The organism is uncultured Psychromonas sp. (assembly GCF_947489755.1).
Lineage (GTDB): Bacteria > Pseudomonadota > Gammaproteobacteria > Enterobacterales > Psychromonadaceae > Psychromonas.
Genome location: NZ_CANLFB010000043.1, coordinates 1 through 16,342 on the forward strand (window position 1 = coordinate 1; position 16,342 = coordinate 16,342).

Sequence of the window (16,342 nt, forward strand, 5' to 3'; positions counted from 1 at the left end):
TGTGAAAGTAGGTCATTGCCAAGCGCCTAATACGAACAATCCCTGTTGACTGACGTCAGCAGGGATTTTTTCGTTTATGACGTTTACTTATGACTGATGAGCTATTACGTTAGTCGGGCGAGTTTACGGACAGGCAATGTGGTGCGAACAACAATGATCAGTAAATTAATATAGCTTAAGTTAAGAACGAGCAACTTTATCTTACGACATGTTTATTATTGGTATTCACTACTTTCTGATAGCTGTTGATATACTAGGGGCCACTATTATTAATCGGTAGGGAAATATGGCTAAGAAAAAACCTGAGATAAAAATTCAAACTTATGGAGTTCATTCTCAATGGGATGCAAAGTCTAAAGACTTACCTAAAGTGAAAGAATTTACAACGGACATACCTGCAGAATTAGACATTGAATTCGGATTCATTATTAATATAAAAAATGCGCGTGGTAAAAAAGCATTTTATTGTATTGATCATCCAAATATACATAACAAAGTTGGTGAGCCTTGTGAGGCGTTTACTGGCGAAGTACATATTACCAATAACGATTGGCGTTTTTATTTAGGTGATACGATTTGGGCTCCTATTGAAGATAAATGTGGGTCATGGCGAATGACAATTGAGCTCGATGGAGCAGTCATTGCAGATAAAACCTTTAATGTATTTTCTGGTGAATCTAACAGGGGGATTAAACAACGATTTCAAGACTGGACCCTGTAATCAAAACTGTATAATTGTTTATCCATAAACTTATGCTTTTTATTACATTCGATCATTGTACTTAATTAATAAAACCGGATTGGTGTTTATATCATGGTCAAAAATTTACTATCTATTCGTTCTTACAGTACAAAACCTACAAATCATTCACATAACTTTAATCAACTTGTTCTTCCTTTACGTGGAGTTATTAATATACGCGTTGGTGATTTTAATGGGAAAATTGCACCCGGTGAATGTGTTGTTGTGAAAAGCAATGAAGAACATTTATTCACTGCTGATATACAAGCTAGGTTCGTTGTCGCTGATATGCAAAATTTACCTGATAATATCAATTCATCAGAGTGCATTGTTTTTGCAATTAATCATTCACTTCGTCGTTATCTCACTTTTATTGAAAGCCAATTAGAAAATAAAGTGAATAAAAAACTAGAAGAAACCATGTTTGAAATGTTTGTATTGTTATTACAAGAGCAACCTCTATTAGCAAAATTAGATAATCGTATTGGTACTGTCATTTCTTTTATAGAAGAAAATATGACTGAACCACTGCAAATAAAAAAACTAGCTGAATTAGCTTGTCTTAGTGAAACACAATTTAAAAAAGTCTTTAAAGAGCAAACCAATATGACTGTGATGAAGTACGTAACAAAGCTTCGCATGGAAAAAGCACAAGCGCTATTAACACATACGGATTATCCACTGCCTATCATTGGCGAGAAAGTAGGTTATCAAGAACCTTCTGCCTTTAGCCGAAAATTTTCACAATATTTTGGACTATCACCGATTAAATTTAAAAAATAAAAATCAGTCTGAATCGTTAACAATTGCGTCTTAATTGTTAAATTATACCTTCATAATTAACTTATTCTTTCCGTATTAAATAATGATGTAACGTAATTAATTAAAGGTTTGATAATGGAAAGTTGTGAAGGGTATTTAAAAGGTGTTTTTGCCATTGTTATTGCTAGTTTTTTATGGGGAACAACAGGGCTTGCTGCACATTATTCTGAAGCGGTGAGCGCATTAGCTATTGGTGCATTTTCTAGTGGTATCGGTGGGGTTTTATTAGTTTTTACCTCACGTTATAAGTTATGGAACGATTATAAATTGATGTTACAACAACCTAAAGTATTGCTGTTAGGCGCTGTTTCTGTTGCTATTTATCCATTAGCATTTTATAGCTCCATGCGTTTATCTGGTATTGCTATCGGGACGGTTGTCTCTATTGCTTCAGCACCTTTATTTGCGGCAATGCTTGACTGTTTAATCAGTAAAAAACAGATATCGCTACAATGGGTATTGAGCTTTTTTATTGGCTCGAGTGGTGTTGTTTTGTTAGTCCTAGGTAAAGAGCAAAAACTCCTTGAATCTCAAAGCTTAGATCAAGAAATGCTCGGTGTATTATTAGGGTGTATTGCAGGACTAGCCTATGCCTCTTATTCATGGGCAGCAAAACGGTTAATTGAAAATGGCGTGCATTCAAGGTCTTCGATGTCTGGTTTATTTGGTTGTGCTGCACTTTTGTTGCTCCCTTCACTTTGGTTCACAGGAGATAACTTATTTTCAAACCCAATGAATGCTTTGGTCTCTTTATATATAGGGATTATTCCCATGTTTATCGGTTATCTATTATTTGGTTTTGGATTGAATTATATCGATGTAAGTAAAGCTACATTAATTACGCTTATCGAACCATTGATCGCTACTGTTCTTGCGGTTTGTCTTATAGGTGAAAAATTTAAAGCGATCGGTTGGATAGGTGTGTGTTTAGTTTCATTATGTTTGTTAATACAAACGTTTAGCCCCCGAACTTTAAGTATAATAAGAGCAGAATCTGTACCCAACGAGTAACTTTGTGTCTTAGCTGACTTCCCTCTGATAAAACATAGCCATGTTCTTTATTTGTTAACACTATTTTCAGCCGTATTTAATGATATAATTTACAACTCTTTAAATATTCTATTACATCGCAATAATCTCATTACTACGGTGTTTTTTTCATTAATTATTAAGGCTTTTATTAGTATGAATGCAATTGAACTTCAGAACATAACAAAAACCTATAGAGGCGGAGTTACTGCATTAAAAGGTGTTTCTTTGGAAGTAGCAGAAGGTGACTTTTATGCTTTGTTAGGTCCAAATGGAGCGGGCAAGTCGACGACTATTGGTATTATTTCATCATTAGTGAATAAGAGCTCAGGTAAAGTCAGTATATTTGGTTATGATTTAGATACGCAACTCGAGTTAGCAAAAAGCCAAATAGGGTTAGTGCCACAAGAATTCAATTTCAACCCTTTTGAGCCGCCTTTACAAATACTAGTTAATCAAGCTGGTTACTATGGAACGCCACGAAAAGAAGCATTAATTCGCGCAGAGAAATACTTAAAACAGCTTGATCTATGGGGTAAACGTAATGAACCTGCAAGAGAGCTATCTGGTGGAATGAAGCGTCGTTTGATGATTGCCAGAGCCTTAATGCATGAGCCAAGATTATTGATTCTTGATGAACCTACTGCCGGTGTTGATATTGAGTTACGTCGTTCTATGTGGTTATTTTTAACTGAACTGAATAAACAAGGTGTGACGATTATTTTAACCACTCACTATTTGGAGGAAGCTGAAAGTTTATGCCGTAACATTGGCATTATTAACCAAGGTGAATTGGTCATAAATACGAGTATGAAAGAGTTAATCGGCCGTTTGGACAGTGAAACGTTTATTTTAGATGTTAATTCTACTTCGGATTTACCTGATACTACCGATTTCAAATTTACGATAATCGATGAGCGAACGGTAGAGTTAGAGTTAGCTAAGGCACATTCATTAAATAATGTTTTTAAACTATTAACCGAGAAAGGCATTGAAGTGAAAAGTCTTAGAAATAAATCCAATCGTTTGGAAGAGTTATTTTTAGAGTTAGTTAAAAATGGAGTTATCGATGCTAAATAAACAATATGTGGTAGCGGTAAAAAGTATTTGGGCTAAAGAAGTTAATCGTTTTTTACGTATATGGGTACAAACTTTGGTACCGCCTGCTATTACTATGTCTTTATATTTTGTTATTTTCGGTAACCTAATCGGCGAAAGAATTGGTGAAATGAATGGCTTTAGTTACATGGCTTTTATTGTACCGGGTTTGATCATGATGTCGGTTATTACTAACTCATATTCTAATGTTGCTTCGTCATTTTTTAGTGCTAAGTTTCAACGCAATATCGAAGAGTTATTAGTCGCGCCTGTTCCTAATTATCTTATTATTTTTGGATATGTCGGAGGAGGAGTTGCACGTGGATTAATGGTGGGATTCATTGTTACTCTAGTGTCATTATTCTTTGTCGACTTACATATTTATAACGTATTGGTATTGATTGCGAGTGTACTATGTACTTCTATCCTCTTTTCAATCGGTGGTTTATTAAATGCTATTTTTGCTAAAACCTTTGATGATATTAGTATTATCCCTACGTTTGTTTTAACCCCTTTAACCTATTTAGGTGGTGTATTTTATTCTATTTCTCTACTGCCTGATTTCTGGCAAGGTGTCTCTCATTTCAATCCTGTATTTTATATGATCAATGCTTTCCGTTACGGCTTCTTAGGTGTTTCTGATGTACCTATTGTTTGGTCTTTTGTAGTGATATTTACATTCATTATCGTAGGTTATTCATTAGTTGCTATCTTACTTAAGAAAGGCGCAGGTATCCGTTCATGAATGAATTTACAGGGGATTCAAGAGTTATTTCATCTAACCAAGTTGGTTTGCATGAAAAGTTAGATGAAGTGGTATTAAAACATTTGCAACATGATTTTAAAAAACCTTATCAAACACATACATTGGCTGCTTTTAAAGAAGTTGAAAAATGGGTAGAGCAACAAGGTAAGCCCATTATCTTTGACTCATGTTGTGGTGTTGGTGAAAGTACTTACCACATTGCTAAAGCACATCCTGAAGCGATTATATTAGGTATGGATAAATCTGCAGATCGATTATCAAAACATCCAAGTGATGGTGAAGCATCGATTGAAGAACTAGACAATTACCGTTTATTACAAGTGAACCTTAATGATTTTTGGCGTTTAGCGGTAGAAGCTAATTGGACGCTTTCACATCATTATTTGTTGTATCCAAATCCGTGGCCTAAATCGAAACATCTACAAAGACGTTGGCATGGTAGTGCTGTTTTTCCTTCTATAATTAAATTAGGTGGGCAGTTAGATTTAAGGAGTAATTGGTTTACTTATGTTGAAGAATTTCAACAAGCATTAGCGCTTGCAGGTTTAAAAAGCTCAACTGAAATATATACAACAGATAAACCTATTACACCATTTGAACGAAAATATTGGGCGAGTGGTCAACAGTCATTACGTTTAATTAGCGATCTAAAGGGATAATTTTTATATTTACTCGATAAATGAAATAAAAAATATGTTTTATAGGTCTATCTTTAATATAACTCTGTGAGGTAAAGATATGCTTATAAAACATGCTAAAAAGTCGCAATTAAAAGAATCCCAATTAACTAGCGAATCTGTTTATAAGGATCGCCGTAATATTATTAAAGGCCTTGGTCTCGCTGCTTTGTCAGTTCCTTTTACTAGCACTGCCAGTGCGAGTGTTTTTGATATTTTCTCTGGTGATGATAAAAAAAATGATGCTGGAAGCGGTACCTTTGTAAGAACACCATTAGAGTTCACTAAAAATACTAACTTTCAATCTCTTACTCCACTCACTCCTGAAGATAAAATTCTCCAATATAATAACTTCTATGAATTTGGTACAGGTAAAGGCGATCCTGCTGAATACTCTCAACAGTTTAAAGTGGATCCATGGTCATTAACCATTGATGGTCTAGTTGATAAACCACAAACATTAAACTATGAAGATTTACTTAAAAAGTTTGAAATTGAAGAACGTCTATATCGTATGCGTTGCGTTGAAGCTTGGTCGATGAATGTTCCGTGGCTAGGGTTTACGCTAGCTAGCTTATTAAAAGAAGCGGGTATTAAGTCTAATGCTAAGTTTGTACGTTTTGAAACTATTTATGACCCAGAACAAATGCGCGGGCAAGCTTCTCGCTTCGTTGGTGGCAGTATTGATTTTCCTTATGTGGAAGCCTTAACGATTGCCGAAGCAATGAATCCATTAGCATTACTTTCTGTTGGCTTATACGGTAAAACACTTGCTCCACAAAATGGCGCGCCAATTCGTTTAGTCGTGCCTTGGAAGTATGGTTTTAAGAGTATTAAATCAATTGTAAAAATTACTCTTACCGATAAAGCACCCGTTAATACGTGGCAGGCGCTTGGACCTGACGAATATGGTTTTTTTGCTAATGTTAATCCGCGCGCTGATCATCCTCGTTGGAGCCAGGCAAGTGAACGCTTTATTGGTGAAGGTAATGTATTCCAGCAAAGTCGCCAAAAGACTCTAATGTTTAACGGTTACGAAGAAGAAGTCGCTCACTTATATAAAGATATCGATCTTCTTCGTTATTTTTAATTCACTCATATTAAATATCAATAAGTTGAGCATGTTGAAATGAATAAAATACCACCTAACGCTATCACCTTAATAAAAGTGATTATTCATTTAGCATCACTGTCGACGCTGGTGTATTTTTATCTGTTAATTGATAGTGGCCGTTTAGGTGCTGATCCAGTCAAAGAGATGATTCATTTTTTAGGCAAAACAGGATTAAATTATTTATTAATTACTTTAGCAATAACGCCACTGAGTAAACGCTTTAAACAACCTTTATTAGGGCGTTTAAAGCGTTTACTAGGCTTGTATACCTTCACTTGGATATGTTTACATTTTGCTGTTTTTCTATGGTTAGAATTAAATTGGGAAGTCGGTTTGTTAATCGACGAAGTCATTAAACGACCTTATTTAACATTGGGTATGTTGGCGTGGTTTATTTTATTGTTACTCAGCATTACTTCATTAAACGTGATTAGAAAGAAAATGAAACAAACTTGGTTTACGTTACATCGCTGGGTATATGTTGCTGTGATTTTAGGTGTTGTACATTACTATTGGTCTGTTAAATCAGGGCTAATAGAGCCGGCAATTTACTTCACTCTCTGCTTTATTTTATTGCGAGAGCGTAGTCAGTACTTTAAATCAGTGATTAATAAGTTTTTAAAAAAGAAGAAAAAATTAGTTTAGCTTACGAAAATAGAAAATAGAAAATAGAAATGTTCATTAAAGAAAGACTTAGTTTGAATATTTATTATTATTAGCAAGATAAAGTTAAATGGCTAGTTACTATGTTGGTTACTCTGTTTTATAGTAACTAGCCTTTTTGGTATTCGTTGATTTTACTTAGTAACCTAGATGTCTATTAACTACAGCTTAATTTTTACTAAAATTTAACAGACCACTAAAACTTAACAGACCAAAGTTTAGCAATATTCTCCGCAACGTTTTCAACATTATAGTTAGCATCTGTAAAAGCTTGCTGCAACGTCATTGCACCAGGAATAGCTGCAAATACGGCATCAATCCCACATTCGTAAACCGCTTGATGATCTTTACCTAAACTGCCGGCAATGCCAATTACGGGAATATCAAATTGTTTTGCTATTTTCGCGACACCCATTGGTGTCTTGCCATAAATAGTTTGGTTATCAATTCGGCCTTCACCGGTAATCACTAAGTCAGTCTTATCCATGTAGCTATTAAGCTGAACAGCTTCTAAGACTAAGTCGATACCTGGCTTCAATGTCGCATTAGTAAAAGCCATTAAAGCCGCACCCATGCCTCCTGCTGCGCCTGCACCCGCTTGATTAAGCACATCGATATTAAATTGTTGCTTAATACAGTCTCCATAATGCTTTAAAGCATCATCTAATAATTGAATATCTTCTGGTGTCGCGCCTTTTTGAGGCCCGAATACATGGCTTGCACCATGGTGACCGCATAAAGGGTTATCAACATCACAAGCGACGAGTATTTCACAGCTGACTAAACGCGCATCTAATCGATCAATATTAATTGATTTTATGTGCTGTAAGCCTGCACCATTAGCAACGATGTTTTGGTTATCTTTATCAAGAAAGACAACGCCTAGTGCGCTTAACATGCCGATACCGCCATCATTCGTCGCACTACCACCTAAACCAATAATAATTTTAGTGGCGCCATGGTCTAATGCGGCTTTTATTAACTCGCCAGTACCATAACTTGAGGTAAGTTTAGGATCGCGTAAATGCTCAGGTACATGGTGAAGTCCACTGGCTGCAGCCATTTCTATAACTGCAGTATGGCTACCATCACCCAGTAACCCATAAAAGGCATCAACGCTCTCTGTAAGGGGGCCTGTTACTTGTAAATGAAGTATTTCCCCTTGTGTTGCATCAACTAAGGATTGAACAGTGCCTTCTCCGCCATCAGCAACAGGAATTAAGCAATAAGTTGCTTCTGGGAATACACGTTTAAAGCCTGTTTCAATAGCAAGACAAACTTCTTTCGCCGTTAAACTTTCTTTAAATGAATCGGGAGCGATAACTATTTTCATATCTACCTCTATTTTATAGGAGTATTAAGCTTAATAAGTATACGCATATAATGGCTGTAATACCTTGCACTAATGTTGCCATTGTTTGTGCTCGATAAGCGAGGCCCACTGACATTCTACTAAATTGAGAAACAACCCAGAAAAAACTATCATTTGCATGTGAAACTGTCATTGCGCCAGCACCAATTGCCATTACTGTTAATACTCTGCCCATTTCTGAGTCTAAGCCTAATTGTGGTAATAATGGTGCGACAAGAGCAGATGTTGTCACTAAAGCCACTGTTGATGACCCTTGTGCTGACTTTAATGCTGCTGCAACAATAAACGGCATGAAGATGCCTATGCCTAAGCCCGTTAATGTAACACCTAAATACTCACCTAAAGGCGTTGCTTTTAAAACAGCACCAAATGCGCCACCTGCGCCTGTTATAAGAAGAATAGGTGCCGCTACAGTGATGCCTTTACTAACGTGTTCACCAAGTTCAATCGATTTGTTATCGGATTTTAATAAACGTAACGCAAACGCTAATCCAATAAGTAGGGCTGTAATTGGCGCACCTAAAAAGAGTAATGCATCAAATATAATACCATTACCTAATGGTTGGCTTGGGAATTTTGCAATAGATGAACCGCATATTAATAGAATAGGAATAAAGATAGGAGCGAAAGCTTGCGCTGCTGTAGGCAATACGCCATAAGATGCTTTGAGCTCTTTCCAAGATTGTTGTGTTTCTTGTGTTTCATCAAATACTGCATCTGGCTCAACATCTTTAAATCTGTTTGCCCATAATGTACCTGCTAATGCCGCAACAGCCGCGACAACAATACCTACAGCAATTACTAACCCTAAGTTTGACTCTAAGCCTAGGTTACCCGCTGCAGCAATTGGACCTGGTGTAGGTGGAATGAAGGTGTGAGTTGCGTATAACCCTGTTGCTAAGGCTACACTCATTGCGACACTTGAAGTTTGCAAACGGTTTGCTAATGACTCTTTTAATGAATTGAGTATCACAAAGCCTGAGTCACAAAATACAGGAATAGAAACAATATAACCGATGATCGTCATCGTTAAAGTAGGAAAGCGCTCTCCAAGTACTTTAATCACATAATCTGCCATCGTAATGGCAGCGCCACTTTTTTCTAGAATGACGCCAATAATTGTTCCTAAAACAATGACTAATCCAATATAACCCAGTATACCGCCAAAGCCATTGGCGATTGTTTTTGCTATTTCTGCTGAAGGCAACCCATAAGCAAAAGCGGCAATAAATGCTGATAACAGCAAAGCCAAAAAGGGATGTAGTTTATATTTAGTAGTGGTTACTACTATAAAGGCGATCACGCCTATTAAGATCAGTATTAAGTTCATCATAACTCCGTTGTTTAGTTGAATACTTAGTTTACTTAGTGAGGGCTCAGTTTAGTTAATTGAGGACTCTATTTGTTTAATGAACATTCAATTTTTTAGTAAAATGTTCAGTTTATTTAGTGGAGTTATTATTAAGCTTCAATCAATTAAAGTCTTTAGGCTTGGCGGACAAATTACTGTTGCAAATTTGTTATTAAATTGTGCACTTGCACAATAGTGTTGGTTCTATTTCACCTTTCAAGTAAATATCCTAAATGTAGCTCTAATAAACCACCAATCGTTTCTGGATCTATTTTAGTAATATTACGAATACGATTTATTCTGTATCGTAATGTATTTCGATGTATATATAAGCTGTTTGCACACTCAGTTAAAGATCGGTACTGGAATAAAGCAACAAGTGTTTTAACGAGTTGCCCATTTTTATCTTCTTGTATTAGTAATTGATAAGGTTGATGTAATTGTTGACCTTGCCAACTTTGATGTAATGGTGATAACAAGACCGGTAAGCGAAGATCTTCGTAAAGATGTTTATGTTTTTGTGGTTGATGCGTTAATCCCCATTCTAATGTTAATTGAGCGCTTTCATAAGATCGGGCTACTGATCCTTCACCATCAAAGTAGTGTCCTAAAGCAATATCAATATCTGTCATATCGTATTCTTTTAAGCGTGAGAATAATAAATCAATACGTCTATTTTCATCGTTACAATCCCATTGTCCATGGATAAATGTGGCGGGTTTTAATACGACTATTTCATTAAGAGAGACAACCGCGACGAGGTTATCTCGTATCGGGTATTCTAATAACTCAACTATCTTACGTACTCCTTGTAAACTGATCGGCTGATGTGTTTCTCGAAAGCGGATCAAGACGGCAATGCGAGGAGCTGAAATGTCAATATCAAGTTTCTTTGCCCAGCCTAATAACTTGGCGTCGTTTGTTTGTGTATTGATCCAAGAAGTAATAAATTCTTCTCTATGTCTTCTATCCCATTGTAATTGTTCTGTTAGGCCAGCATGTTCTACTATCATTTCTGCTGTCATTTTAACTAAATCAGCATATTTTCTACACTCATCTGGATCGCCAGTGATACCCACTACACCAATAACTTGCCCATTAACTTGTAAGACGAGGTTGATACCTGGCAGTACACCTTTTAGAGTCAGACTGCTTTCTTTTGTAACTTCGATAGTCGTTGAGTGTTGTAGTGCTAATAACGCAGCATCGTGTGTTTGACCTATACGCAGCGGGTCTCCACTACCAATAATGACGCCTCTATGACTCATCACATTAATATTGTTTCCAATAATTTTCATCGTTCGATTTACGATTTGTTGGGCTAAATTATTCTCTAAAAGAAGCACTGCAGATCCCTAAAATTAAATTTTAATGGCTCATAATAACAACCAGATACAAAAAATAGGCGGTGGTGTGTTTTTTATGTGACTTATCAAGATGCATAGACACAAAAAAGCCGCTAATAATAAATATTAGCGGCTTTTTTCAATCTGCTGGAGCGTTTAGGTATTAACTACGCTACTTGAATTGGAACATCTTTACTTGTGCGGACAATATTATTGTCTTTATCTAAATACACTAAACTAGGTTTGTGACCTTCAATTTCATCGGCATCAAAACTTGCATAAGTACAGATGATCACACGGTCACCAACGGCTGCTTGACGTGCTGCTGCTCCGTTTACTGAAATGATTTTTGAACCACGTTCACCTACGATTGCATAAGTTGAAAAGCGGTTACCGTTATCGATATTGTAAATTTCGATTTGTTCGTACTCTAAAATACCTGATTGCTCAAGAAGGTCTTGATCGATAGCACATGAACCTTCGTAATTTAATTCAGCGTGAGTTACGCGAGCTTGATGCAATTTACCTGTTAGCAGTGTCTTTTTCATACAGAACCTTTGAGTCTAAAAAATTTAAAATGAGTGTCTTTTCAGCAGGGCGACTATAAAGTAAAAACTTTATTGGCGCAAATTAACAACCAGGTTGTCAATTAAACGAGTCTCACCTAAGAAAGCGGCCATTAGTACCACAGCTTTTTGACTTGCTGCATTTAAAGGCGCCAATGTAATTGGGTCAACCACATGAATCTTATCAGTTTTAAAACCGAACTGATCTAATGCTTGGCTGGCATCTTGTATTAATTGTTGACAGTTTTCTGAACTTACTTGCACATTGTTACCTAGATCATTCATGACTTCAGCAAGTTTAGGGGCGATTGATTTTTCGCCCGCTGATAGTTTTCCATTACGAGAACTCATCGCTAACCCTGATGCTTCTCTAACGGTTGCAACCGGAATAATACGAATTGGCATCGCCAAGTCAGTGACCATTTTCTGGATAATACTAAGTTGTTGGAAGTCTTTTTCACCAAAACAAGCGACGTCTGGTTGAACCAAGTTAAATAATTTCGTAACAATCGTACTTACACCACGAAAGTGACCTGGGCGTAATTCACCTTCCAAACAATCAGACATACCAGGGACTTCAATGAATGTTTGTGTATTTAAACCATTTGGATAAATAACATTTGCACTAGGTGTAAATACAATATCAACGCCAGCTTGTTCAAGTTTGGCGCAATCTTCAGCTAAGGTTTTTGGGTAATTATCCAAATCGCTTTGGTTATTGAATTGCATTGGGTTTACAAAAATACTCACCACAGAAATATCGGTGTGTTGTTGTGCTTCTTGAACCAGCGTTAAATGACCTTGATGTAAGTTACCCATGGTAGGGACAAAACTAACTTGTGCACCTTGCTGTTTAAGTTTTTTAATTTCACTGCGTAGTAGTGTTGGATCTTTAATTACTTGCATGACTAACTCTTAATAAAACGATTAATAATGGCATTATTTCTGACGTTCGTGAATGTAGTTTTTAATAGAAACTGTGTTCAGAACCAGGGAAAATTTTATTCTCTACTTGTTCTTTATAGAGCTCAACAGCGCGACGAATATCGCCCGTTTCTACTAAAAAGTTCTTAGAGAATTTAGGACAAAAACCTGCAGAAATACCAAAAGCATCGTGCATCACTAATATTTGCCCATCAGTTTCAGCGCCAGCACCAATACCAATAACAGGTATGTTTAATGCTTTAGTGACGCGTTCTGCTAATGCCACTGGCACACATTCAATGACTAATAATTGAATACCTGCTTTTTCTAATGCTAATGCATCTTCAATTAATTTATCCGCTTGTTCATCAGCACGACCTTGTACTTTATAACCGCCAAAGACATTAACTGACTGTGGTGTTAAACCTAAATGCCCACAAACCGGAATACCACGTTCAATTAACCCTTTTACAGATTCGCTTAACCATGTGCCGCCTTCAAGTTTCACCATATTTGCACCTGAACGCATTAGCGTTGCTGCATTATTATAAGTTTGCTCGGGAGTGGAGTAAGACATGAAAGGTAAGTCTGCAATGATTAAAGACTTTTCTGTGGTGCTGGCAACCGCTGCTGTGTGGTAAGCAATATGCTCTACAGTGACAGGTAATGTAGAATCATGCCCTTGTAATACCATACCTAAAGAATCACCCACTAATAAAACTTGAATATCAGCTTGATCGAAAATAGCCGCAAAACTAGCATCATATGCGGTAATACAGGTGATTTTCTCTTGCTCTTGTTTCATTTTAGCTAAACGAGAAACGCTTATTTTAGCCATTATTGCTCCTAACTAGCAGTGTGATTTGACAGGTGAATGATTTTACTGCGCTAATGAATTAATTCAACCTGTAATAGCGGTCAAACCATTTTTATCGCAGTGTTTAAGCATTTCGATCAGAGAAGTGCCATCGGGCATTTGTAGAATAGGGGCTATTTCAAATAGAGGATAGAGTACAAACTCTCGTTCTTTCATTCCATAGTGAGGAATCGTTAAACGCTCATTATCAATCGCTTTGTCGCCATACAGAATAATATCTAAATCTAATGTTCTGGGGCCCCAACGATTTTCTTTACGTTCTCGACCTTGTGCTTGCTCAATGGCTTGTAGGGCATCAAGTAATTCAATCGCTGATAATGTTGTGTCTATCTTGGCGATAGCATTAATATAATCAGGTTGGTCTTGTGGACCCATAGGCGCACTACAGTATAAAGAGGAACAAGTGACAAGTGTCGTCTCTTTTATATTGTTTAGTGCGGTAATGGCTTGTTTTGCTTGTTCAATCGGTTGTGCTTGGTTGCTGCCAATTGCAATATAACTAATCATTACTCTTACTCACAACAGGCTTACGTTTTGCCTTGTTATAGCGACGCTTTTTCGCTGGTCTATCGGCATCGGGTTTAAACTCTTTTGCTTTGTTAACATTACTACGTGCGTAATTATGCTCTGGTAACTTGTTATGCAATTGATATTCTTCCCACCACGCAGTTAATTCAGCGAGTTCACGACTTTGTTCAACGCGTGCTCTTAATGCTAAAAAGTCAAAAGCTGCTCTAAATTTTTCATGGGCATAAACACGTTGAGCGCGTTTGCCACCAAAGCGGGGGAGACGATGCTGTAAAATCCAAATGTCACGTATCGCGGCAGTAAAGCGTTTAGGGATGGCAATTGTTTTAACTTGAATCGTTAATACTTCATTCATCGCTAGCATAAATGCATCATGCAACTCGATACCGCTCTCAAAACTCATTTCTTGTGCGCGTTGCTCAAGTGGGTACCATAACATCACCGCATAAATATAAGCGGGAGTAACACGCTTACCTTCAGAGATACGCTTGTCAGTATCCATTAGTGCTTGTTCAATCATCTTAGTCGCTTTGTCATCTTCACCATCTTTAAATAAGATAGGGAATAACACAGCTAATAATTTATATTCTTTTAATAAACGATAAGTTGCTAAACCTTGACCTGACAATAATAGTTTAATGACTTCATCAAAATGTCGTGCTGCTGGAATATCTTGCAATAATGAAGCTAAACGGCGGATCGGTTCTGCACATTCTTCACTGATTGATAAGTCTAGTTTAGCTGCAAAGCGGATTGCACGAAGCATACGAACAGGATCTTCACGGTAACGTACTTCAGGTTCACCAATTAAGGTTAAGCGACGTTGTGCTAAGTCATCCATACCACCACAGAAGTCATACAGTGAGAAGTTTGCAATGTCGTAATACAATGCATTAACAGTAAAGTCACGGCGTTCCGCATCTTCTTCTAAAGAGCCGTAAACATTATCGCGAAGCAACATGCCTTCTTGAGATTGTTTTACTTTTTGTTTGTCTTGCTCTGTTTCATCATGGTGGCCACGGAATGTAGCGACTTCGATAATTTCACGACCAAATAAAATATGTGCAAGACGAAAACGACGACCAATTAAACGACAGTTTCTGAACAGCGCTTTTACTTCTTCAGGGGTTGCGTTTGTTGTGATATCAAAATCTTTTGGCTTCAAGCCTAATAATAAATCACGTACGCCACCACCAACCAATAAAGCGCGATAGCCTGCGTTATGTAAACGGTATAAAACCTTTAATGCATTATCATCAATGTCAGATCGAGAAATAGAGTGCTGCTCGCGTGGGATCTTAAATTGATCTAACGAAATGGCGGCTTCTGTCGTTTTTTTCTTTTGAAATACTTTTTTTACGAGTTTGCTTAAGCGTTTAATAGCTTTATCCTCTGCATCTATTTAGATGGAATTAGTCTGAAAAATGATGCGCTTATTTTATGTGCGCTAATGATTAAAAACAAATTAAATTTATGTCTCTTAAAAACGTATGTTATTTAATACTATAAAGGACGTGATTCATATCTGAATCTCTAATTGTTTTGGTACGTTATCTAATGACCAATGTTCTGCTGCCCATTTTAAAATGTCACTGCATGTATTTAGCGCAATATTCTCTGGAACAGGGTGCCCTAAAAAAGCCAATACCCGCTTTAAGGTGGGTATTGGATCTTGTTTATTAACGGCAACAGCATGGTTTTGTTTAGATAACTTAAACCCTGGCTCCGTTACTGCTAATGGAAGATGCACATAGTTCGGAATATCTGCATTCAATAGTTGATATAGACTTATCTGCTTGCCGGTGGTACTGATTAAATCAGCGCCTCTCACAACTTCCGTAATACCTTGCTGAATATCATCAACAACGACGGCTAAGTTATAGGCATATAAACCATCTTTTCGTTTAATGATAAAGTCATCGTCAATCTGAGTGGGGTCTAATACCACTCTACCTTGTAACTTATCTTCAAAGTATATTGTATTGTTGATAATTGATAATAAATTAATACGTAACGCATTACCTATTATTGCGTTATTTTTATCACGACATTGACCTTGATAAAAGCCACCTTGTTGCTTAATCATTTTACGAGTGCAACAACAGGCATAACATAAATTGCGCTCACTAAGCTCTTCTAATACCGCTTCATAGTATTCGCTTTGTTGATGCTGGTAAATCACTTCTCCATCCCATTGCAAACCATAAGCTTGTAATGTTTCAAGGATATCTTCACTAGCACCTGCAATTTCACGAGGCGGGTCAATATCCTCTATACGAACTTGCCAAATACCTTGTTGAGATTTTGCCTGTAAATAGCTACCCACTGCCGCAACCAAAGAACCAAAATGTAATGATCCCGATGGTGAGGGAGCAAATCGACCTATATAAGGTTTATTCTCTTTTAACTGCAACTTACTTCCTACAATCTTACTTTTTGCATAAACAAAAACGGTTAGCAAATGCTA

The 16,342-nt window shown here is 36.9% G+C and carries 17 protein-coding genes; 8 read left to right on the top strand and 9 right to left on the bottom strand.

Annotation, left to right across the window (positions count from 1 at the left end; genetic code table 11):
* The first annotated feature begins 286 nt into the window (after positions 1-286).
* The 8 genes from Q0794_RS16760 to Q0794_RS16795 all read left to right on the top strand — a co-directional run bounded on the left by Q0794_RS16760 (position 287) and on the right by Q0794_RS16795 (position 6,893).
* Positions 287-721 (top strand): DUF3859 domain-containing protein, encoded by a 435-nt coding sequence (locus tag Q0794_RS16760; RefSeq protein WP_298943812.1) that lies wholly within the window; start codon positions 287-289, stop codon positions 719-721.
* A 93-nt stretch (positions 722-814) separates the two neighbouring features.
* The gene (locus Q0794_RS16765) at positions 815-1,525 is read left to right on the top strand and encodes an AraC family transcriptional regulator (protein ID WP_298943814.1); all 711 of its coding nucleotides are present in this window, start codon (positions 815-817) and stop codon (positions 1,523-1,525) included.
* 114 nt (positions 1,526-1,639) lie between these two features.
* Positions 1,640-2,575, top strand: coding sequence for an EamA family transporter (locus Q0794_RS16770; protein ID WP_298943816.1), 936 nt, complete (start codon positions 1,640-1,642; stop codon positions 2,573-2,575).
* Positions 2,576-2,749: 174 nt separating this feature from the next.
* The gene (locus Q0794_RS16775) at positions 2,750-3,673 is read left to right on the top strand and encodes an ABC transporter ATP-binding protein (RefSeq protein WP_298943818.1); all 924 of its coding nucleotides are present in this window, start codon (positions 2,750-2,752) and stop codon (positions 3,671-3,673) included.
* Positions 3,663-4,436 (top strand): ABC transporter permease, encoded by a 774-nt coding sequence (locus tag Q0794_RS16780; protein WP_298943820.1) that lies wholly within the window; start codon positions 3,663-3,665, stop codon positions 4,434-4,436. Before Q0794_RS16775 ends, Q0794_RS16780 begins: the two co-directional genes overlap by 11 nt.
* Entirely contained in the window at positions 4,433-5,116 is a 684-nt protein-coding gene (locus tag Q0794_RS16785; RefSeq protein WP_298943822.1) for an SAM-dependent methyltransferase, read from the top strand. Before Q0794_RS16780 ends, Q0794_RS16785 begins: the two co-directional genes overlap by 4 nt.
* Before the next feature lie 79 nt (positions 5,117-5,195).
* Positions 5,196-6,224: a protein-methionine-sulfoxide reductase catalytic subunit MsrP gene (gene msrP, locus Q0794_RS16790; protein WP_298943823.1), complete on the top strand. Its 1,029-nt coding sequence runs from the start codon at positions 5,196-5,198 to the stop codon at positions 6,222-6,224.
* Positions 6,225-6,263: 39 nt separating this feature from the next.
* Entirely contained in the window at positions 6,264-6,893 is a 630-nt protein-coding gene (locus tag Q0794_RS16795) for a protein-methionine-sulfoxide reductase heme-binding subunit MsrQ (protein ID WP_298943825.1), read from the top strand.
* A gap of 214 nt (positions 6,894-7,107) precedes the next feature.
* Here Q0794_RS16795 and Q0794_RS16800 read toward each other — a convergent pair whose 3' ends face one another.
* The 9 genes from Q0794_RS16800 to gluQRS form a co-directional block, all read right to left on the bottom strand.
* Positions 7,108-8,244, bottom strand: a complete 1,137-nt coding sequence (locus tag Q0794_RS16800; RefSeq protein WP_298943827.1) for a glycerate kinase — start codon at positions 8,242-8,244, stop codon at positions 7,108-7,110.
* 13 nt (positions 8,245-8,257) lie between these two features.
* Positions 8,258-9,613 (bottom strand): GntP family permease, encoded by a 1,356-nt coding sequence (locus Q0794_RS16805; RefSeq protein WP_298943829.1) that lies wholly within the window; start codon positions 9,611-9,613, stop codon positions 8,258-8,260.
* Between the two features lie 230 nt (positions 9,614-9,843).
* Positions 9,844-10,980 (bottom strand): sugar diacid recognition domain-containing protein, encoded by a 1,137-nt coding sequence (locus tag Q0794_RS16810; protein WP_298943831.1) that lies wholly within the window; start codon positions 10,978-10,980, stop codon positions 9,844-9,846.
* Between the two features lie 167 nt (positions 10,981-11,147).
* A complete protein-coding gene (panD, locus tag Q0794_RS16815) occupies positions 11,148-11,528 on the bottom strand; it encodes an aspartate 1-decarboxylase (RefSeq protein ID WP_025562604.1) in 381 nt (126 codons plus the stop codon).
* Positions 11,529-11,597: 69 nt separating this feature from the next.
* Positions 11,598-12,452, bottom strand: coding sequence for a pantoate--beta-alanine ligase (gene panC / locus Q0794_RS16820; protein WP_298943835.1), 855 nt, complete (start codon positions 12,450-12,452; stop codon positions 11,598-11,600).
* 61 nt (positions 12,453-12,513) lie between these two features.
* Positions 12,514-13,308, bottom strand: a complete 795-nt coding sequence (gene panB / locus Q0794_RS16825) for a 3-methyl-2-oxobutanoate hydroxymethyltransferase (protein ID WP_025562606.1) — start codon at positions 13,306-13,308, stop codon at positions 12,514-12,516.
* A 63-nt stretch (positions 13,309-13,371) separates the two neighbouring features.
* Positions 13,372-13,854 carry a 2-amino-4-hydroxy-6-hydroxymethyldihydropteridine diphosphokinase gene (gene folK, locus Q0794_RS16830; protein ID WP_298943838.1) on the bottom strand — a complete coding sequence of 161 codons (483 nt, stop codon included), beginning with the start codon at positions 13,852-13,854 and terminating at the stop codon, positions 13,372-13,374.
* A complete protein-coding gene (gene pcnB / locus Q0794_RS16835) occupies positions 13,847-15,277 on the bottom strand; it encodes a polynucleotide adenylyltransferase PcnB (protein WP_366522566.1) in 1,431 nt (476 codons plus the stop codon). Before pcnB ends, folK begins: the two co-directional genes overlap by 8 nt.
* A 117-nt stretch (positions 15,278-15,394) precedes the next feature.
* The gene (gene gluQRS / locus Q0794_RS16840; RefSeq protein WP_298943840.1) at positions 15,395-16,288 is read right to left on the bottom strand and encodes a tRNA glutamyl-Q(34) synthetase GluQRS; all 894 of its coding nucleotides are present in this window, start codon (positions 16,286-16,288) and stop codon (positions 15,395-15,397) included.
* Positions 16,289-16,342: the final 54 nt, after the last annotated feature.